General features: G+C 36.9%; 21 protein-coding genes and 3 tRNA genes. 16 read left to right on the top strand and 8 right to left on the bottom strand.

What is annotated here, in order from left to right:
* The first annotated feature begins 35 nt into the window (after positions 1-35).
* Genes HHL20_RS09035 through HHL20_RS09025 form a run of 3 tightly spaced genes read left to right on the top strand, consistent with a single transcriptional unit; the run spans position 36 to position 3773 of the window.
* Positions 36-548 carry a hypothetical protein gene (locus HHL20_RS09035; protein ID WP_169230805.1) on the top strand — a complete coding sequence of 171 codons (513 nt, stop codon included), beginning with the start codon at positions 36-38 and terminating at the stop codon, positions 546-548.
* Complete coding sequence (locus HHL20_RS09030; RefSeq protein ID WP_169230804.1) at positions 526-3108, top strand: DNA gyrase/topoisomerase IV subunit A; 2583 nt, start codon at positions 526-528, stop codon at positions 3106-3108. The genes HHL20_RS09035 and HHL20_RS09030 overlap by 23 nt, the downstream gene beginning before the upstream one ends.
* Positions 3109-3119: 11 nt before the next feature.
* A complete protein-coding gene (locus HHL20_RS09025) occupies positions 3120-3773 on the top strand; it encodes a rhomboid family intramembrane serine protease (protein ID WP_169230803.1) in 654 nt (217 codons plus the stop codon).
* A 55-nt stretch (positions 3774-3828) separates the two neighbouring features.
* On the opposite strand, the gene HHL20_RS09020 is transcribed toward HHL20_RS09025, so the two are convergent.
* The 4 genes from HHL20_RS09020 to HHL20_RS09005 all read right to left on the bottom strand — a co-directional run bounded on the left by HHL20_RS09020 (position 3829) and on the right by HHL20_RS09005 (position 7488).
* Complete coding sequence (locus tag HHL20_RS09020; protein ID WP_169230802.1) at positions 3829-5079, bottom strand: hypothetical protein; 1251 nt, start codon at positions 5077-5079, stop codon at positions 3829-3831.
* A 104-nt stretch (positions 5080-5183) separates the two neighbouring features.
* Positions 5184-6035, bottom strand: coding sequence for a peptide chain release factor N(5)-glutamine methyltransferase (prmC, locus tag HHL20_RS09015; RefSeq protein WP_169230801.1), 852 nt, complete (start codon positions 6033-6035; stop codon positions 5184-5186).
* A complete protein-coding gene (gene yaaA, locus HHL20_RS09010; RefSeq protein WP_169230800.1) occupies positions 6036-6794 on the bottom strand; it encodes a peroxide stress protein YaaA in 759 nt (252 codons plus the stop codon).
* Between the two features lie 79 nt (positions 6795-6873).
* The gene (locus HHL20_RS09005; protein ID WP_169230799.1) at positions 6874-7488 is read right to left on the bottom strand and encodes an L-threonylcarbamoyladenylate synthase; all 615 of its coding nucleotides are present in this window, start codon (positions 7486-7488) and stop codon (positions 6874-6876) included.
* 101 nt (positions 7489-7589) lie between these two features.
* Here HHL20_RS09005 and HHL20_RS09000 point away from each other — a divergent pair.
* The 4 genes from HHL20_RS09000 to HHL20_RS08985 all read left to right on the top strand — a co-directional run bounded on the left by HHL20_RS09000 (position 7590) and on the right by HHL20_RS08985 (position 8398).
* A tRNA-Met gene (locus HHL20_RS09000) sits at positions 7590-7662 on the top strand.
* Between the two features lie 39 nt (positions 7663-7701).
* Positions 7702-7774: transfer RNA gene (locus HHL20_RS08995), tRNA-Met, on the top strand.
* Between the two features lie 38 nt (positions 7775-7812).
* Positions 7813-7885 (top strand) — tRNA-Met (locus HHL20_RS08990).
* Positions 7886-7987: 102 nt separating this feature from the next.
* Positions 7988-8398 (top strand): hypothetical protein, encoded by a 411-nt coding sequence (locus tag HHL20_RS08985; protein WP_169230798.1) that lies wholly within the window; start codon positions 7988-7990, stop codon positions 8396-8398.
* Positions 8399-8434: 36 nt separating this feature from the next.
* Here HHL20_RS08985 and HHL20_RS08980 read toward each other — a convergent pair whose 3' ends face one another.
* Positions 8435-8641 carry a hypervirulence associated TUDOR domain-containing protein gene (locus tag HHL20_RS08980; RefSeq protein WP_169230797.1) on the bottom strand — a complete coding sequence of 69 codons (207 nt, stop codon included), beginning with the start codon at positions 8639-8641 and terminating at the stop codon, positions 8435-8437.
* 110 nt (positions 8642-8751) lie between these two features.
* Positions 8752-9336, bottom strand: coding sequence for a hypothetical protein (locus HHL20_RS08975; protein WP_169230796.1), 585 nt, complete (start codon positions 9334-9336; stop codon positions 8752-8754).
* 334 nt (positions 9337-9670) lie between these two features.
* Between HHL20_RS08975 and HHL20_RS08970 the strand changes: the two genes are divergently transcribed.
* The 5 genes from HHL20_RS08970 (at position 9671) to HHL20_RS08950 (ending at position 14515) form a co-directional block, all read left to right on the top strand.
* Entirely contained in the window at positions 9671-10036 is a 366-nt protein-coding gene (locus HHL20_RS08970) for a BlaI/MecI/CopY family transcriptional regulator (RefSeq protein WP_169231161.1), read from the top strand.
* Positions 10037-10042: 6 nt separating this feature from the next.
* Positions 10043-11893, top strand: a complete 1851-nt coding sequence (locus tag HHL20_RS08965; RefSeq protein ID WP_169230795.1) for a M56 family metallopeptidase — start codon at positions 10043-10045, stop codon at positions 11891-11893.
* A 66-nt stretch (positions 11894-11959) separates the two neighbouring features.
* Complete coding sequence (locus tag HHL20_RS08960; protein ID WP_169230794.1) at positions 11960-12865, top strand: GLPGLI family protein; 906 nt, start codon at positions 11960-11962, stop codon at positions 12863-12865.
* Between the two features lie 96 nt (positions 12866-12961).
* Positions 12962-13861 carry a GLPGLI family protein gene (locus HHL20_RS08955; protein WP_317165973.1) on the top strand — a complete coding sequence of 300 codons (900 nt, stop codon included), beginning with the start codon at positions 12962-12964 and terminating at the stop codon, positions 13859-13861.
* Between the two features lie 93 nt (positions 13862-13954).
* On the top strand, positions 13955-14515 hold the full coding sequence (locus tag HHL20_RS08950; protein WP_169230792.1) for a sugar O-acetyltransferase: 561 nt from the start codon (positions 13955-13957) through the stop codon (positions 14513-14515).
* A 56-nt stretch (positions 14516-14571) separates the two neighbouring features.
* On the opposite strand, the gene fsa is transcribed toward HHL20_RS08950, so the two are convergent.
* Positions 14572-15225 (bottom strand): fructose-6-phosphate aldolase, encoded by a 654-nt coding sequence (gene fsa / locus HHL20_RS08945; RefSeq protein ID WP_169230791.1) that lies wholly within the window; start codon positions 15223-15225, stop codon positions 14572-14574.
* Between the two features lie 116 nt (positions 15226-15341).
* On the opposite strand from fsa, the gene HHL20_RS08940 reads away from it, so the two are divergent.
* Entirely contained in the window at positions 15342-15647 is a 306-nt protein-coding gene (locus HHL20_RS08940; RefSeq protein ID WP_169230790.1) for a hypothetical protein, read from the top strand.
* A 9-nt stretch (positions 15648-15656) separates the two neighbouring features.
* Here the strand turns inward: HHL20_RS08940 and HHL20_RS08935 are convergent, their stop codons facing one another.
* A complete protein-coding gene (locus tag HHL20_RS08935) occupies positions 15657-16232 on the bottom strand; it encodes a tetratricopeptide repeat protein (protein ID WP_169230789.1) in 576 nt (191 codons plus the stop codon).
* 181 nt (positions 16233-16413) lie between these two features.
* Between HHL20_RS08935 and pepE the strand changes: the two genes are divergently transcribed.
* From pepE to HHL20_RS08920, 3 genes are all read left to right on the top strand, one after another.
* Entirely contained in the window at positions 16414-17106 is a 693-nt protein-coding gene (gene pepE, locus HHL20_RS08930; RefSeq protein WP_169230788.1) for a dipeptidase PepE, read from the top strand.
* Between the two features lie 145 nt (positions 17107-17251).
* Complete coding sequence (dacB, locus tag HHL20_RS08925; protein ID WP_169230787.1) at positions 17252-18622, top strand: D-alanyl-D-alanine carboxypeptidase/D-alanyl-D-alanine endopeptidase; 1371 nt, start codon at positions 17252-17254, stop codon at positions 18620-18622.
* A gap of 6 nt (positions 18623-18628) precedes the next feature.
* The gene (locus HHL20_RS08920; protein WP_228463142.1) at positions 18629-19783 is read left to right on the top strand and encodes a sensor histidine kinase; all 1155 of its coding nucleotides are present in this window, start codon (positions 18629-18631) and stop codon (positions 19781-19783) included.
* Positions 19784-19949 lie beyond the last annotated feature (166 nt).

Below are 19949 nucleotides of genomic sequence, written 5' to 3'. Positions count from 1 at the left end.
AAAATTTCGATAAATCCCAAAAACACAACACAAATATGAGATTAAGCAACCGCAACAAAACTTCGGTATACAGCTTTATCAATACATTGCTGATCATGTTCCTCGCAGCCGGTATAGGAGCCTATTTTTTAGAAGAAAACAGGTTTAATATTTTAGGAAAAGAAAGCCTGCTGCTTATTGCAGTACCGTTGCTTTCAATAGTATTATTTTACCTCAACGGAAGGCAGATTTTTGAATATGACAGTGATGGGGAAGCCCTTCATTTCAGAAACAGGAATGTAATCCCTTTTCTGCAAAAACCTCTGAACGATGAATTTCCAAAGTATAAACTGCTGAAATTTGAAATCATCAACATGGTTTTTATGAAAAGACTGTACATTACGATATCAAGTAAAAGCAATGGAGCAACCCTGCTGAAATATGAAATCTCATATCTTACAAGAAAACAGATTGCTGATTTAAGGCTTTCCTTAAATAAAGTAACAAAAACAAATAAAGAGAACAGCGCTAATAATAAAATAAATAATGACAGAAGAACACCCGCATGAAGGTGAAAGCCTAAAAAAAGTTTCCGGCCTGTACAAAGACTGGTTTCTGGATTATGCTTCTTATGTAATTTTAGACCGGGCCATTCCGTCGGTTTACGATGGTTTTAAACCTGTTCAGCGAAGAATCATGCATTCGATGCGTGAGCTGGAAGACGGACGGTACAACAAAGTAGCCAATATAGTAGGGAATACGATGAAGTATCATCCCCACGGTGATGCTTCTATTACGGATGCAATGGTAGGAATCGGGCAGAAAGAGCTGCTGATAGATACCCAGGGAAACTGGGGAAACATCTATACCGGTGACTCTGCCGCGGCCGCAAGATATATTGAAGCACGCCTTACTCCTTTTGCACTGGAAGTGGTTTTCAATCCGAAAACTACAGAATGGGCAAAATCATATGACGGCAGAAACAACGAACCGATTGATCTTCCCGTGAAATTTCCTCTGCTTCTGGCACAGGGTGTGGAAGGAATCGGGGTGGGGCTTTCCACGAAAATTCTCCCGCATAATTTTAATGAATTAATCAGTGCTTCCGTTGCATATCTTAAAGGAAAACGATTTGAACTCTTTCCTGATTTTATGACGGCAGGATATCTTGATGTTTCGGAATATAATGACGGTCACAGAGGCGGTAAAGTAAGAGCAAGAGCCAAAATTTCACCGCTGGACAAACATACGCTGATCATTACGGAACTTCCGTATTCCAAAACGACAAGTGATCTTATTGATTCCATTCTTAAAGCCAACGAGAAAGGGAAGATCAAGATCAAAAAAATTGAGGACAATACCTCGGATAAGGTTGAAATTCTGATTCATCTTCATAATGATGTTTCTCCGGATAAGACAATCGATGCCTTGTATGCTTTTACCGACTGCCAGGTTACAATTTCACCGAATGCCTGTGTAATTGTTGGGGATAAGCCAATGTTCATGAATGTTTCCGACATCTTAAAAATGAACACGGATCATACGGTTTCACTCCTTAAGAAAGAGCTGGAAATCGAGCTTCACGAATTGCAGGAAAGCTGGCATTTTTCTTCCCTCGAAAGAATTTTTATTGAGAACAGAATCTATCATGACATTGAAGAGGTGAAAACCTGGGAAGATGTGCTGAAAACGATTGACGCAGGGTTAAAGCCTCATACGGGACATCTTTTAAGAGCAGTTACTGAAGAAGATATCCTTAGATTAACAGAGATCAGGATCAAAAGAATCTCGAGATTTGATTTAGATAAATTTAAAGAAAATATTGCTGCTTTAGAAGGTAAAATCGAAATGGTAAAACACCATCTGAATAATCTTGTTCAGTACGCTATCGATTATTATCTCAATATTCAGAAAAAATACGGAAAAGACCGCCAGAGAAAAACTGAGCTCAGGATTTTTGATACCATTGATGCAACGAAAGTAGCGGTGGCCAACGAAAAATTCTACGCAAATTTCGAAGAAGGCTTTATCGGAACATCACTCAAAAAAGACCAGTATCTGTTTGACTGTTCAGATATTGACGACATTATTACTTTCAGAAAGGACGGAAGCATGAAAGTTGTGAAGGTAGAAGCAAAGACTTTTATCGGAAAAGATATCCTGCATGTTGCCATCTGGAAGAAAAATGATAAAAGAACGGTGTATAATATGATCTACCGGGAAGGCAGGGAAGGTCCTTATTATATGAAACGATTCTCGGTAACCGGAGTTACCCGGAATACCGATTATCCTTTGGCTTCAGACAAAAAAGGTTCTGAGGTGCTGTATTTTTCCGCAAATCCTAACGGGGAGGCAGAAACCGTATCTGTTCTTTTAAAACCGAATCCAAGAATCAGGAAGAATAAAATGGATGTTGATTTCTCTGAGCTGGCCATTAAAGGACGTGATTCCAAAGGAAACCTGGTGACCAAATATTCGGTGAAAAAGGTAGACTTAAAAGAAGAAGGTGTTTCTACGCTTGCACCGAGAAAAATATGGTTTGATGATACCGTAAGAAGACTGAACGCCGACGGACGAGGTACTTTGCTGGGAAGCTTTAAAGGCGATAATAAAATATTGACCATTAATACGAACGGTGAAGCAAAGCTGGTCTCTTTTGACCTCGGAAACCGTTTTGACGATCAATATCTGGTACTGGAAAAATGGCGTCCGAATCAGCCGGTAACATGTATTTATTTCGACGGAGAAAAGGATATTTATTTCATTAAAAGATTCTTGTTTGAAAACACACCAAACATCCAGACATTTATGCCTTCGGAACATCCGAAATCGTTTATTGAAAACGTAATTGTTGCCAACGGTGCCACGGCAGAAATTATTTTCGCCAAAGATAAAGGTAAAGAAAGGGAGCCTGAAACCGTAAATATTGATGAGTTCATTGCCGTAAAAGGGATTAAAGCCATCGGAAACCAGTTTACGAAATTTAAGGTAAAGGCGATCAATATTACCGTTCCCGAACCTGAAGAGGAAGAGCCTGAAGTGTACGAAGACCCTGAACCGACAGCTGGCATCGATGAAGATGGAATGATAGGTGATTTGTTTCAAAGTGAAAACAATTCCGATAATTAAATTGAAAAAGTATGAATATTTTAATATTAGTAATAGCCATTACCGCGATTATAAGCTTTGTTGCGCCCAACGGAAGCAGTAATTTCGAGAAATATAAGTTCAATGTAGGAGCTATCCGCAACAGAAAAGAATATATCCGCCTGCTATCGTCAGGATTTCTGCATGCAGATATTTTTCATCTTTTGTTTAACATGATGACGCTTTATTTTTTCGGGCCTGTAGTGATGCAGGCATTCGGTAATTTTGGCTTTCTGCTGATTTATTTAGGATCGATCTTATTGGGAAATATATTCTCACTTTTCGTATATCAGAGACAGCCGTGGTATTCTGCAATTGGAGCAAGTGGAGGCGTTTCGGGGATTTTGTTCGCTTCAATCGCCATGATTCCTCATCTTGAAATTTATATGTTCTTTATTCCTATTGGGATTCCCGGATTTATATTCGGACTTGTGTATTTCAGCTATTCCGTTTATATGATGCTCAATCCGAACCAACATGATAATATCGGCCATGCAGCGCATTTGGGAGGTGCATTTTTCGGATTAGTGTATGCTGTTGCTGTTCAGCCGCAGGCTGCGATTGCTAATTCTCTTTTTTTAGGAATTATGTCGCTTCCGCTGATTTATCTGGCGTATGAAATCTTTGTACGAAAAAGAATTGGATAGTTTAAAATTAAATGATAAAGTAAAACCAATGAAAATTGTTCATTGGTTTTTTTATTTATATCGTCTCAACTTTAATATTATCTGCCAGATATTTAGGAAGTTTTTTTACAGCATTAATAATTTTAGCATTGTTAAACTTTTTCTCTGTTTTACTTTTGGTGTAATAATTACAACTTATATATAGAAAATAGGCTAGGACCCTGTTGTAGTCATCCAGCCTTTCATCTTCGACCATTGAAAGAATTTGCGAAAGAAACAATTTATTATCCTTAGATTCTGAGATAGCCCGTCCCAATCTTCCAATATTTCCATAGTAATGGTTTTTCTCCGGATTATCTATTCTGAAATAAATTCCCAGCAGAAGATCAGGAACATTAATATCAAGTTCTTCCAGTTCTTTGATATACGTTTGGCGGTCTTTCCATGCATAGCTTGCATCAGATACTCTTTCAAAACGGTCGTTCATCATATCCAGGTGAGATTTTAAAAATATCTCCCAATGAGCAGTTTCTGCTGATAAAAGAGCCATATTCACACCCTGAATTCTTGGACTGAAATCGTTACTGCATGATCCTACGGCCTCAGCTGATCTCATCTCGTCCAAAAGCTTTTCTTTTTTATCTTTTGGAAGGCTTTGCCAATTTTCAGGAAGAGAAATAGTGGCATTGAATCTTTCACTTTTGGCATTTTCCTTAAATTTTGTTGTTGAAACATCAATAAGACAATCAGAGTAAACAATTTGTTTTGAATATTTCTGATCTAAAGGAATACTTTTGAAATTTTCGGGAAAATAAAATGCTTTAATATATTCTTCGGAATAGGATGTTTTTGGCTGATAATCATACACCCAAGTTCCTTTTTCGGGCTTCTCGGCGAAAGCTTTTTTATAATCTTTTTCCAGATAAAGGGCATAATCATCATTAAGGGATAGCTCATCATACCTTATAATATCCTTTTTATCATAATCCTTTGTCTTCGTTTTGGTAATAAGAATATCTTTTCTGACCTTAGCACTTGGGTACTTAATAATGAAATTTTCCAGTGAAATATTGCTGTCCATATCTTTTTTTGCCTGGGCTATATTTCCCGAATTAAGATTGATGATACAGCCTTTTACCTGTTTCTTAGAATAAAAAACTTTTGTAAGATCGCAGGTTTTATATTTAAGATGTAAGGAATCAACAATTTTCCCAAGCTTATCCATGGTTTTTTCATTGTAAATAAGCCCGTTCCTAAAAGTGGTAAATTCCTGTGCGGAGGTTAATGAAATAAATAGAATTCCTATAAGGCAAAATGTCTTTCTCATGTAATACACGGTTAGTTTGATTGATAACGCAGAGCTTTATGAAATATTTTATCGATTAAACATAAAGCCTATTCAATCCTTCTTTAACACTGGTATTAAGATTATTACTTTCTTCCAAAAACAAACCGGTCGTTTCCGGATAAATCTTTTATCAGCTCCGCTTCTGCAAAATCTTTGGTGTACAATTCCAGCGTTTCAGGGCCCAATTTCTGATTGATCTCAAGAAATAATAATCCTTTGTCTGTTAAGAAGTTCTTTGCATCCCCAGCAATTTTGCGGTAAAAAATCAGGGCGTCTGAAGTCGGAGAGAAAAGCGCCATTTCCGGTTCAAAACCTTTTACGGAATCTTCAATTTCGTCCTGCTCATCAATTCCAATATAAGGCGGATTGGAAATGATCACATCAAATTGCTCTTTTAGTTCAAAATTCAGGTAATCGGCGTGGATAAAATTGATGTTCAGTTGATGAAAATTAGCGTTCCTTTTTGCCACTTCCAGAGCTTTTTCAGAATAATCAACAGAAGAAACTTCTGCATGCGGAAAATGCTTTTTCAAAACCAAAGGAATGATTCCGCTTCCCGTTCCGATATCCATGATTTTCAGGCTGTTAGTTGGTAATGTTGAGGCATGAATTTTTTTTATAGCCAATTCCAGCAATTCTTCCGTTTCTGGCCGCGGAATAAGGACATGTCCGTTCACAAAAAAGGTCATTCCGTAAAATTCCGTTTCTCCAAGAATGTGCTGGTAGGGTTTACCGGTTTTTAGTTCGGTAAGAACTTCAGAAAGTTTTTTTTCATCATCAATCAATAATTCCTGATCAGAAAATTTTCTCTGATAAAAAGAATTAAATCCTGTCATTTTTTCAATAAAAACAGAACTTAAAAAAGTTATTTCAGGATCTGTATATATTTCGGAAAGCTCATTTTTTAAAAGCTTTTTGTATTCGGAAATTGTCATTTATCTTGTAAAAACCAGTTTTGTATCGGTAGATTTTTCCTCATCAATTCTATAGCCTTCATAGTTGAATGCTTTCACGTCATTCAATGTTTTGGCATTGGTTTCTGCACAAAACCGAACGACCATTCCTCTGGCATGTTTGGTGTATACAACAATCGTTTTAGGCTTTCCATCTTTTAATTCATAAAAATCAAAATCAATAACGGTATGGGTGAGCCTTTTTCGGTCTATTACTTTAAAATATTCGTTGCTTGCCAGATTGAGGAGAATTTCATTTTTTTTCATTTCCGCATTCAGCTGGTCTGTGATCTTTTCTTTCCAGAATTCGTAAAGATTTTTATAATTTTCAAATTCAAATGGCCGTCCCATTTCCAGACGGTAAAGCATTACTTTATCCGAAGGTTTCAGCAATCCGTATAACCCCGAAAGGATCCTGTGGTTTTTCTGCAGGTAATCTACGGCACTTTTATCCAGTGTTTTGGCGTCAAGACCTCTGTACACTTCTCCGGTAAATGCATAAAGTGCCGGAGCAGATTCTTTTGCCGTAGGTTTTGCTTTCCATTTCTGGTTTCTTTCCCAGTTTTCGTCTGCCAGTTTGGTTGAAATTTCCATCAGCTCAGAAAGATATTTCGGAGATTTTTCTTTAAGGTATGATTGTATAAAAGCGGCGTCATCAATGAATTTCGGGACTGTTGTTTTCAGCAGATCCGTAGAATTCTCGGTATTCATCAATTTGGCAGGTGAAGTGAGTATTTTCATAATATTCAGTACAGAAATAATTCACTAATGCAGATGCATTATGAGTATAAAAATTTATTAAATGATCAAAAATAAGACACTATAATATAATTCCTTTTCCCTGACGGATTACTTCGGGTTCCCCGGAGGTCAGATCGACAATGGTAGAAGCCACATTATCTCCGTACCCGGAATCAATGACAATATCCACCAGATGATCGTATTTTTCTGCGATCAGTTCCGGATCGGTAGAATATTCAATGATTTCGTCATCATCTTTAATAGAAGTTGAGGCAATAGGATGTCCTAATTTTTCCACAATCAGTTGGGGAATGGGATGGTCCGGAACACGGATTCCGATGGTTTTATGTCCTTTATAAGCTAATGGAAGGCTTTTATTGGCATCGAGAATAAATGTAAAGGGACCCGGAAGATGGCTCTTCAGAAACCTGAACACTGAGGTGTCAATAGGTCTTGTAAAATCCGACAGGTGGCTCAAGTCATTACAGATTATTGAAAACCGTGCTTTCTCCAGCTTTGTTTTTTTCATCTGTGCGAGCTTTTCCATAGCTTTAATATCAAAAATATTGCAGCCCAAAGCATACACCGTATCAGACGGATAAATAATTAGTCCACCATTATTTAAAGTTTTAATCACCTCATTGATAAGATTTTCCTGAGGGTTTTCGGGATAAATTCTTAATATTTTTGCCATAGTTCAAAGATACAAATATTAAAATAGTTTTTGTGAAAGTCCTTTATTTAAAAGAAAAATTAGGATTTTAAAAAAATTGTCGTATATTTGCAATCCAATATCGCGGGATGGAGCAGTAGGTAGCTCGTCGGGCTCATAACCCGAAGGTCATCGGTTCGAGTCCGGTTCCCGCTACTAAGATTAACGTTGTCGGTAACGTTACAAAAAATATACCGCGGGATGGAGCAGTAGGTAGCTCGTCGGGCTCATAACCCGAAGGTCATCGGTTCGAGTCCGGTTCCCGCTACTAATATGACGCTTGTCGGTAAGCGTTCAAAAATATACCGCGGGATGGAGCAGTAGGTAGCTCGTCGGGCTCATAACCCGAAGGTCATCGGTTCGAGTCCGGTTCCCGCTACTACAGTGAGTATTGTCTACGGCAATACTCTTTTTTTGTATGAATGTTTTTCCAATGGCTTAATTTATGCAGGTAGATTAATACACCATAAATTACAATACTATGTACAAAAAAATCCTGGCAGGTTTAGGCGGTGCTGTAGCGCTAAGCCTTCTGCATGAAGCCATCAGAAAAAATTTCGATAATGTTCCCGAGATCAATAAAGTGGGAGAGGAAGCTTTAAATAAAGCACTGGATAAGGTTGACGCGAAAGTTACCAATCACGATCAGCTGTATGCCGCAACTCTTGCCGGAGATGTCATCGGAAACGGGATGTATTATGCAGCTACGGCTACCAGCGGCTTTAATATGGCTTCCGGAGTATTGATGGGACTTGGGGCGGTTGTTATCCCTGAAAAATTAGGTCTTGATGATACGCCGGTTGCCGAGAATAATCAGAAGAAAATAATGACGGTTGCCTATTATCTATTCGGAGCGATTGTTACCAAATTTATTTATGATAAAATAAAATAGATCAGTATAAATGTAAAGGCCGCACTTTTGCGGCCTTTACATTTTTTTTAAGGCTGATGCTTTATGTACAGCCGATTTTCCTGTTTTTTCGCTCATTACTTCATATTGTGGGTTGTCTTCGGAAGCTCTCCGCTGCCTGTCCATAAATACAAAATCTTTGGTGTGGACTTTTGTAACAGCTCCATGAGTTTCGCCATTACTGGAATTCCACCGTACCATATCTCCTTTTTTAAATGTGCTCATCTGTATTGAATTAGTATTAAAATGGTACTAATTATTATGCCATACAATAATTTAGATAAAGGCAAAAAAAATCCCGCCTGTAAAGCGGGAATATTTTGTTTAAAGAAAAATTATTCTACTATAAGCTGATTAAACGGTTTCAGCGCATTGTCGTCTGCTGTAGTCTGGCTTAAGAATTCTTTTTTCTGGTTTCCTTTCATTCTGTTGGCGGCATCACTTCCGTTGAAATAAGATTCGCTTAATTTTGTGGTTACTTCAGAAGGATTCATCTCAAATTTTGTATCACCTTCTACCCCAAGATATCCGTTCTTTCTGGTAAGGTTGGTAATATAGTTGTTGTAGTTGATAAGGGTACCTCTGAACATTGAGTTATGATACTCCATACACTTTTTAGCTTTTTTGGAAGAATTGTTGAGGATGCAGTTGTTCATGTTTCCTCTGTAAAGACGCCACTCCAGTTCTACTTTTCCATATTCTTTTGCTAACGCGGTGGTTCCGTTGGTAAGGATGTTGGGATCATTTTCTTTTTCGCTGATCTCTTTTAAATGTTTGATAACTAAAGGAACTGTATTTTCAATCTTGGTTTTCGCTTCACCTATTGCACTGAAATCTGCCGCGGGAGAACCCTTCTTCTGAGCATTGGTAACATTAAAAATCAGTAGTAATAGTACAAATAACAAATTATATCTTTTCATGAGAAATTTTTAAAGCACTAAAATAAATATATTTTCTGAGTTAAGACAAATTCATTTTAATTTTATTTAATAAAATTTAACAAGTTTTAAGAATTTTGATGAGAATTATTCCTTTTTCTGAACATATATAGATTGATAATTTACTGCTGTTAAAAATTTAACAAATTTTAATAAAAAATATGTTATTGATTTTCAGTCATTTATAAATACGCGTCTCTTATCACTAGAAAAATAGTTGTTTGAAAGGAAAATATTTCTACATTTGTATAACTAATTTCTTAGTGATATTGAAAATGTGAATAGATATCACGTAAAATGATAAATGAAAAAGAGTATGAAAATTCAGACGTTAACAAAAGCAGAAGAGCAGGTAATGCAGTATTTATGGAAACTCGAAAAAGGATTTCTAAAAGATGTCCTTGACCTTTTTCCTGAGCCGAAACCCCATACCAACACCGTTTCTACTATTCTTAAAGTATTGAAAGAAAAAGAATTTGTAGATTATAGTGTATATGGAAGACAGCATGAATACTTTCCGCTGGTATCGAAAGAACAATACTCCGGAAAGACAATAAAAAGCCTGGTGAAAAACTATTTCAAAGGTTCTTATAAAAGTGCCGTTTCATTTCTGGTAGAAAAAAACGAAATGACCGTAGAAGACCTTGAACTGCTGTTGGATGAACTTAAAAAGAAAAACTGATAGCTTATGGAAACTGTACTTTTATACTTAGGAAAAGTTATTCTGTGTTCGGGTGTAATGTTTTTGTATTATAAATTGTCTTTAAAAGACAAGACATTTCATCACTACAACAGATTTTATCTTTTGTCTGCGATGCTCATATCCCTCTTGCTTCCTTTGGTAAAAGTAGAAGACTTCACCATTGAAGTAAGCAGTAATATATACAAATTAATAGATACAGTACAGAATTTTAACACTAAAAACCCAACCCATGATTACCCTTATTTTAGAATTATTTTTTCAGCTTTGGGACTGGTTTCTTGCTATTTTTTAGGAAGATTTATCTATGGTCTCTTCAGAATCCAGAAGCTTAAAAGCCAGTTCAGGAAAGAAAGTTTTGACGGGATCAACTTTTATCAGACCGATCTTACCGAAGCACCGTTTTCCTATTTTAAAAATCTTTTCTGGAAGAATTCCATCACATTGAATTCTGATATAGGAAAGCAGATTTTAAAGCATGAAATGGTACATATTGAGCAGAAACACTCATTCGATAAAATATTTATTGAAGTTATTACCTCTGTTTTTTGGTTCAATCCGGTCTTTCATCTCATTAAAAAAGAAATTAGTCTAATTCACGAATATCTGGCTGATAAAAAAGCCGTAAAACAATCGGACACCAAAGCATTTGCGCAGATGCTTTTAGCAAGCCACTTTTCCGGAAATCAGTTGCCTGCCACCAGTCCATTTTTAAGTTCCAATTTAAAAAAACGATTAAAAATGTTACAAAAACCTAAAACCAAATTCGGATATGCGCGTAGAATTTTTGCGTTGCCGGTCGTGTTTTCAGTAGCTTTTGCTTATCTGGTAAATGCTAAAAACCAGGAGATTAAAGCAACAAATATGGAAATTGAGAAAGCCGTTTCTCAAATAAAACCAGAAAATAAAACCATTGCTAAAAAAGATACTATTACTCCTAAAACGTCTGAAAATAACACTATTATTACTCCTAAAGTATACAAAAAAGCAGATGATGACAGGAAGATTGCTGAACTGAGCAAAAAAATCCAGGAAAGAACCGAAGCCCTGAAAAACTTTAAGCCGGAAAGCAATGAATACAATAAGAATCTTGAAGAAATCGGGAAACTTTCCGGTGAAATCGGGAAAATAGCAAGTTCCAAAGAGTTCCTAAATTCTGCAATGGTTATTAAAATAGACGGAAAAGATATGAAGTTTGACGAATATTTTAATTCCAAAGAATTTAAAGACGCAATGAAGGAAGTTAAAGATTTCAAATATGAATTTGAAATGCCGGATGTCCCTGAAATGAACTTTGAATTTCCTGATGTTCCCGCACCGCCTGATGCGCCGAAAGTTAAAGTATATAAGTTTAAAGGAACAGGAGATATGAAGTGGACTCCTGAAGCAGATATGCTTGTAAGATCTTCTGAAAATGCAAAAGAATCTGCTGCAACAGCTAAAAAAAGAGCCAAACTTGATAAAGAGCGTGCAAGGCTGGAAGAAAAAAGAGCGAAGCTGGAAGGTGAAAGAGCCAAAATTGAAGCAGAACGAAGAGCATTAGATGGCGCAAAAAGGGCATACATTTACAGCAATATCTTCAAAAGTTTTCCGGGAGACCGTACCTTCAGAATGAATGCGGATAATATAAAAATCAGCAACAACGGAACATCAATTATTACTTCAGGATTTAAGAATGCAGATGGAATAGGGGATTTAAAAATCTATATCGACGGAAAAGAATCCACAAAAGAACAGATGGAAGCCCTTAAACCGGAAACCATCAGAAGTATGAACATTATTAAGCGGAATACAGACGGAAAAAGTGCCGGAGAAATAAAAATTGAAACCAAAAAATAAAGTTCCAATCAGCTCTGTTAATACTGATTACAAAATATTGACAGAGCTTTTAAAAATGTAATAACCATGAAAAATATAAGTCTGCTTTTTATGTTGACAAGCATAATGGCAACCGCTCAAATTAACCGTTTTTTCTATGAATACAAATTCATTCCCGATTCTAATAATAAGGAAGAGGTGAAAAGCGAAATGATGCTATTGGATATCGATCAAAAAGGTTCGAATTATTACAGCAGAGATAAGTTTGTTGCCGATTCCACATCAATGGCACAAGTGCAGAAGCAGATAAAAGGAGGAACCGGAAATATCAGCATCAGCAGAAGAAATAATCAGGGGCAGGTAGGATATAAAGTGACAAAAAGTTATCCCGACTTTAAAACCTATCTTTTCACAAGGATTTCCATGGATCAGTATAAAGTAAAAGAAGATAAAAAACCGGAATGGAAAATTCTTCCTGAAAAACAGAAAATAGGAGAATACAATGCACAAAAAGCGACAACAAGCTATGGCGGCAGAGAATGGATTGCATGGTTCAGTATCGATATCCCTTTTCAGGACGGACCTTATAAATTTTACGGACTTCCCGGACTTATCGTAAAGCTTGAAGATACTACAGGATCCCATATGATGACTCTTGTAGGAAATAAAAAAATGGCAGCTCCTGTAGCATCGGAAGAGATGGATGTTCCGGGAAATGTAAGCATCATGGGATTAGGAGGGAAAGAACTGGAAATTTCCAAAGATCAGTACAAAAAGCTTTGGAAAGACTATGTGAACGATCCTACTAAAAATATGAGGGAAATGATGATGAGAAACGGAGGCGATAATTCGAAAGTAAGCTTCAAAGTAAGAACACAGGATGGTAAAGAAATTTCAGACCCGAATCAGGTATTCAGAGAAATGGAAAAAAGAACCAAAGAGTCATTAGCCAAAAATAACAATCCTATAGAACCGGATTTAGTTGGGAATTAAAAAATATTTAATAATTAAAAAAAAATAAAGTCTAACCTTACAGTTTTGCCAATAGATATAAATTAAAAATCGTCGGCAAGGCTTTTTAAACTACAAATGATGAAAAAAAACATTTTATTTTGCCTGCTTTTAAGCATATGCACACACGCGCAAATCAACCGTTTCTTTTACGAGTATAAGTATGTTCCGGACATTAATAACAAAACGAATATCATAAACGAAATGATGTTATTAGACATTGATGCAAAAGGATCAAACTATTATAGCCATAAAAGATTTATTTTTGATTCTACAATGGTTGCCAATATAGAGAAACAGATAACAGGAGGAGGAGCTCTGAATTTCCAAGAAGGAGGAAATCCCGGAACTGTAAACTACAAAGTAACTAAGTCATACCCTGATTTCAAAACCTATCTTTTTACACGAATTTTTGCAGATCAATACAAGGTAAATGAGGATCAGAAGCCCGAATGGAAAATTCTTTCTGAAAAGCAAAAGATAGGAGAATATACTGCACAAAAGGCTACGACGAGCTATGGTGGAAGAGAATGGATTGCTTGGTTCAGCACCGAAATTCCGATTCAGGACGGACCCTATAAATTCTATGGGCTTCCGGGACTTATTATAAAGCTTGAAGATACCACCGGTACCCATGTTATGACTTTAGTAGGAAATAAAACGATAAAAGCTCCCGCCAAAGAAACTAAAGAAATCGAAAATGGTGACGTAAAAGTTATATTTGGAGGATTACAGGAAATAGAAATCACTAAGGACAAGTATAAGAAATTATGGAAGGAATATGTTAAAGATCCTGCTAAAAATATGAGAAACATGAGAAATATGGCTGATAACGGGGAGAATGTTATCATAAAACATATCGACAGTAATGGCAACGAGATCACAGATCCCAACAAAGCCGCCAGGGAAAGGGAAAAAATAGTCAAAGAATCTTTAGCAAAAAATAATAATCCTATCGAACCGGATTTAGTAAAATAAATTATAAATTGTTTTAAAAGCAGGATGAAATCTACTTTCATCCTGTTTCTTTTTTATTATCTTTATGTTTACACCATAAATCATCACAAAATTATGACAGAAAAAGAAAAATGTGTGGCCGGACTTTTGTACAATGCCAATTATGATCAGGAACTGATACAGGAAAGGATAACGGCTAAAGATCTTTGCGGCGAATATAATCAGCTTAAAAACTCTGATACTGAAGGAAGAACATCATTATTGAAAAAAATATTGGGAAAATCCGGGCAAAATATCTGTATCGAACCCACTTTCTGGTGCGACTATGGCTACAATATAGAAGCAGGAGAAAATTTTTATGCCAACCATAATCTTGTTATTTTAGACTGCGCAAAAGTCACTTTTGGTGATAATGTATTTATCGGTCCCAATTGCAGCTTTTATACGGCCAGTCATCCCATTGATGCCAAACAGCGCAACGAAGGACTCGAAACAGCACATCCGATACAAGTGGGCAACAATGTATGGTTTGGCGGAAATGTAGTGGTGCTTCCCGGGATTTCAATTGGAGATAATTCCGTGATTGGAGCAGGAAGCGTTGTTACAAAAGATATTCCGGATAATGTAGTAGCGGTAGGAAACCCGTGCAAACCGGTAAGGAATATTGAACCGTAAAAATTTCAGCGCGGAAACTTCGTTTCCGCGCTGAAATTGTATTATCATAAAAAAGATTAAGCCAGTTTCTGAGAATCTGCAATAAACTGAGCAAGCCCGTTATCTGTTAAAGGGTGCTTCAATAAGCTCAAGATCGGAGGAAGCGGTGACGTAATCACATCAGCACCAATCTTCGCACAATCGATAATATGCATAGAATGACGGATAGAAGCTGCCAGAATTTCAGTTTCATACATGTAATTATCAAATATCAATCTGATTTCCTGAATTAAGTTCAGTCCATCTGTTGAAATATCATCCAGTCTTCCCAGGAAAGGAGAAACATAGCTCGCACCTGCTTTAGCTGCCAAAAGCGCCTGTCCCGGAGAGAAAATTAAAGTACAGTTTGTTCTGATTCCTTTATCTGAAAAATATTTTAATGCCTTAATTCCGTCTTTGATCATTGGGATTTTTACCACAATATTCGGGTGAATGGCTGCCAATTCGTCACCTTCTTTAATCATTTCTTCATAAGTCGTAGAAAGAACTTCCGCAGAAATATCGCCGTCTACGATTTCGCAAATTGCTTTATAGTGATTTTTAATCGCTTCAGCACCCTGAATTCCTTCTTTAGCCATTAATGACGGATTGGTGGTAACACCGTCAAGAATTCCAAGATCTTTAGCTTCTTTAATTTGCTCTAAATTAGCAGTGTCAATAAAAAATTTCATGTTTTACAGATTTATGTACTACAAAGATAAACATTCCTTTTTGGAGTGAGAAATTATATTAGATAAGGTTAATGCTAATTTAAAGTAAAGATAAAAGATTGAATGAAAAATATTTGGTGGAAAATAAGACAACTTTATCAATACAGGCGGACTTTAGTCCGCCCAACCTTAAAAATAAAATCAAACGGCTTAGCCAAAAACATACAAATACGGGCCGAAAGTCTGTCACACCCTTGCATCAGGTCTTCGGGAATACCCGAAAAGCCATCACACCCTTACGGCAAAATTTCGGGAATACCCGAAACCTTGTTGCAGCCTGCAGCATACTTTCAATGATTCCCGAATATGCCCTGCAGCATGCAGCGGAGTTTCGGATCATTAAAACAAAAAAGATCCGGAAGTCCGGATCTTTTTCAATTTAAATTCATGATTTATGAATTCAACGCCTGGCTAAGTTTGATCGCATCCTGATTGGTAGGATCATACTGTAATGATTTTGCAATATGCTCTTTTGCCTTATCGGGATTCGACTGTTGCTCTGAGAATGCTACATAAAAGTAAGCATAGGCAAGATTTTTCTTATTCTGCTCTACCTCTTCAGGCTTTACTGTCGCTATATATTTTTCATAAGCTAACTTTGCATTGGCATCATCTTTAGCATTTTGATAGGCATACGCCTGGCTGTAATATGATGGTGCCCAGTCAGGCACAAGAACTGATATTTTTTTCCATGTATCAATGGCATTGGTCCAGTCAGATGCTTCCTGATATGCTCCTGCCAGTTTTGAAAGAGCTTCGGTATCCTTGGGATTTGCTTCTATCTGTTTTTTTAAAGCTTCGATAGCAGGGTTAGACTGGGTAGCAGTCGTAGCGACTGTTGTATTCGCTGTAGATGACGTACTTGTTGTACTGTCTGTCTGTGTGGTTTGTGCGCTTGCAAAACCAGCGGTTCCTATCATCATGATTCCTAAAAACAGGTTTCTGATATTCATTTTAGTCATTTTCATAATTCTAATATTTTTCAATTGCAGAAAATAAAATTCAATAATAATTCCATAAAAGTTAATATTTTAGAAGCTTTAAGTTTTTTTTGAAAAAATTAACGGCTTTTACATGTGTTTTATATTAATTTTAGATTCAGCATTCTAAAAACTATCTTTGCTGCTTAAATTAAACCGATATATACCGATGAATATCATATTAGCTTCAACCTCCACTCTCTTCGGCGGAGAATATCTTGAATATTTAAAAGAAGAATTAATACAGCTGTATGCAGGAATTGATGAAATTGTTTTCATCCCTTTTGCACGTCCCGGCGGTATTTCATATGATGAATACACGGCAAAAGCGAGTTCTTTCTTTGAAAAGATTGGTATAAAAGTAAAAGGTCTTCATGAATTTAATGATAAAGCTGAAGCTTTAAACAATGCAAAAGGGTTCTTTACCGGTGGCGGAAATACGTTTTTATTGGTTAAAACCCTGCATGAAGAAAACCTGATGTCGGTCCTCAAAACTAATGTTGAATGCGGAAAGCCTTACCTGGGATGCAGTGCCGGAAGCAATATCGGCGGACAAAATATGAAAACAACCAATGATATGCCGATTGTTTATCCGCCAAGTTTTGAGTGTATGGGATTAGTACCGTTCAATATCAATCCGCATTATCTGGATCCGAATCCCGAACTTAAACATAATGGGGAAACAAGAGAAACAAGAATCAAAGAATTTCTTACCCAAAACGACCTTAAAGTAGTAGGGCTTCGCGAAGGAAACTGGATCCGGAGAAAAGGTGATGAAATAACCGTTGAGGGCGCGGAACTGACAAGGATTTTCGAAAAAGATAAAGTTCCCTACGAGATCGAGCCGGGAACCGAATTGTAATTTATTTTTTAATTATATTTGAATGAATAGAATAGCATTTATACTCATGTTAAATGATATTTAAAGGTAAAAATGTAAAGGAGTCTTATTAAGCATGCCATGCTGATCCTGTCGAAGCACCAATAAATTTAAAAACCAAAATGCAATGAGAAAAACATTAGCAGTCCTTACTTTATCCGTGCAGGTTGTTTTTGCACAGGATATATCCCAGAAACTTGATGAAGCCACCAAAAATCTGATGAATTCTTCAGGTGCCGTTTCATCAAACCTATCATTGTATGTTTCCGATGAAAGCGGAAATTTTATTTATGAATATCAGGGAAATAAAGGGCTGTCTACCGCTTCTACTCAGAAAATATTCACTGCCGCGGCAGCACTTGAAGTGTTGGGAAAAAATTATACCTATAAGACGACATCAGGATATTCGGGAACTATATCTTCCGGAAACTTAAAGGGAAATTTAATCATCAGCTCCACAGGAGATCCTACACTGGGAAGCTGGCGCTATGATGGGTATAAACCTGAAAATTTTAAGCAGAAACTGATAGAAGCGATAAAGAAAGCAGGAATTACCAGAATTTCCGGTGATCTTATTATTGATGATTCTTATTTTGACCACCAGACGATTCCCGGAGGCTGGCCGTGGGATGACTTGGGAAATTATTACGGTGCAGGAGTCTGGGGGATCAACTGGCGCGAAAATCAGTTTGATATCAATATCAATGGAAACGAATTTAAAAGCTTCTCTTATGATTTGGAAGGCGTCAACTGGCTCAATGATGTGAAAATAGGAGGGAGCTCAGACCAAAGTCTGATTTTTACAGCACCACATTCAAACGTAGCCCTGATCAACGGAACGCTGCCGTCCAAAACGGTGACTGTTTCCGGAGCTACCCCCAATCCACCTTTACAATTAGGGGTTGAAGTAAAAAAGTGGCTGAAAGATTCGGGAATTGATTGGTCAGGGAAAGTAATCACCAGCTCCCAGCTTGAAATCGAAGGAAAAGAGCCTGTTCAAATTCCGAAAAACAATATCATCTTTACTTATGAATCTCCGACATTGGATAAAATCATTTATTGGTTTTTAAGAAAGAGCATCAATCTGTACGGAGAAACACTGATTAAAACCTTAGCAAAGGAAAAAAAAGGAAATCCTTCTTTTAAAAGCGGAGTTGCATATTTAAAAGAGTTCTGGAAGTCGAAAGGAATTAATCCGAATATGATTAATTTTGCCGACGGAAGCGGGCTATCTCCACAAAACTATGTGGCTGCCAGAGCCGAAGTACAGGCATTGATCTACGCAAAAAAACAGCCATGGTTCGAATCCTATTACGATGGCTTCCCAACCCAGGACAACGGAATGAAAATGAAAAGCGGAACCATGAAAGATACTAAATCTTTTGCAGGGTTCCATACCTCCAAAGACGGGAAAAAATATGTGTTTTCAATCATCATCAACAATTATCAGGGAAGCGGAAGCACAGAGCTGCAGAAAATCCTGAATGTTTTAAAATAATCTGCTTTGAGAAAATCAATATTTGCAAGGCTTAATAACTGGATCATTTTTGTTCTGATGACCATTGTCGTTCTCACGATTGTGATCGCCTCCACCATTCTCATTAATTTTCTCCGTAAGGAAGAGATTAAAAGGGTTGATATCCTGGTGAGTGCCCTTAAATTTCAACAGGAAGTAGATAATCCTAATCTGGAAGTTCAGGCTTTGCTTTTACAAATTTACAGCTCAAATACTACCGTTCCGGTTATTATTTTAGATAAAAATGACAATGTGATTGAGCATAAAAACCTTCCGAAAGATGTAGAAAATGATTCTGCTCAAATTGTCGCTTTAGCAAAGAAGATGGCTAAAAGCTATCCTCCTATTGTGATTGAAATTGCAAAAGGAGATAAGCAGATCGTTTTTTATGATAACTCTCCATTATTAAATAATCTGAGATATTCCCCGTACATACTGGGTTTTTTTATTTTATGCTATTTCCTGTTTTCGTTCTGGTTTTTCAGGACTATCAAGAAAACAGATGAAGGCTATCTTTGGGCAGGACTTGCCAAAGAAACAGCACATCAGATCGGAACGCCTTTGTCCTCGATGATCGGCTGGATGGAAATCATGAAGCTGGATGATCCCGAATCTGAAGGCATCCATGAAATAGAAAAGGATATTGACCGTCTAAAAACCATTTCAGAAAGGTTTTCGAAGATCGGTTCCGTTCCGGAGCTGAATGACAAGGATTTTAATGCTACCATTCAGGAGAATTATGATTATTTGAAAACAAGGATTTCCCGTAAAATTAATTTTGGACTGCATCTTCCCGCCTATACGATTTCTGTTCCGCATAACAGGATTCTGATGAGCTGGGTAATTGAAAACCTGGTGAAAAATGCAGTTGACGCTATGAAAGGAGAGGGATCAATTTCCATGTCGGTGATCGAAAGAAATAAAAATATTGTAGTAGAAGTTCAGGATACCGGAAGCGGCATGACGAAACAGCAGGCACTGAATGCTTTCAAACCAGGATATTCTACCAAAAAACGCGGTTGGGGATTAGGATTGTCGCTCGCTAAAAGAGTGATACAGGAGTATCATAACGGTGATATCAGGATTGCTCAAACTGAGGTAGGGAAGGGAACGACTTTTAGGATTACAATTAAAAAAGCATAGCTATTGCTGTTACTTTTGATTTTCTTTAAACGCTGGAAATTCAGAGTATTAGATGTTTTTTTTAAGTATAGCCTATCATTCTGAGTGAAGCGAGGTGGAATACAGAATACAGAATCTTTCCTTTTATATCTTTTACCGTTTGTAGCTTTGGAATTTAAATATAAAA

The organism is Chryseobacterium cheonjiense, assembly GCF_012927265.1.
Lineage (GTDB): Bacteria > Bacteroidota > Bacteroidia > Flavobacteriales > Weeksellaceae > Chryseobacterium > Chryseobacterium cheonjiense.
The sequence above is the reverse complement of the archived record's forward strand: the minus strand, read 5'-3'. Positions and strand labels throughout refer to the sequence as shown.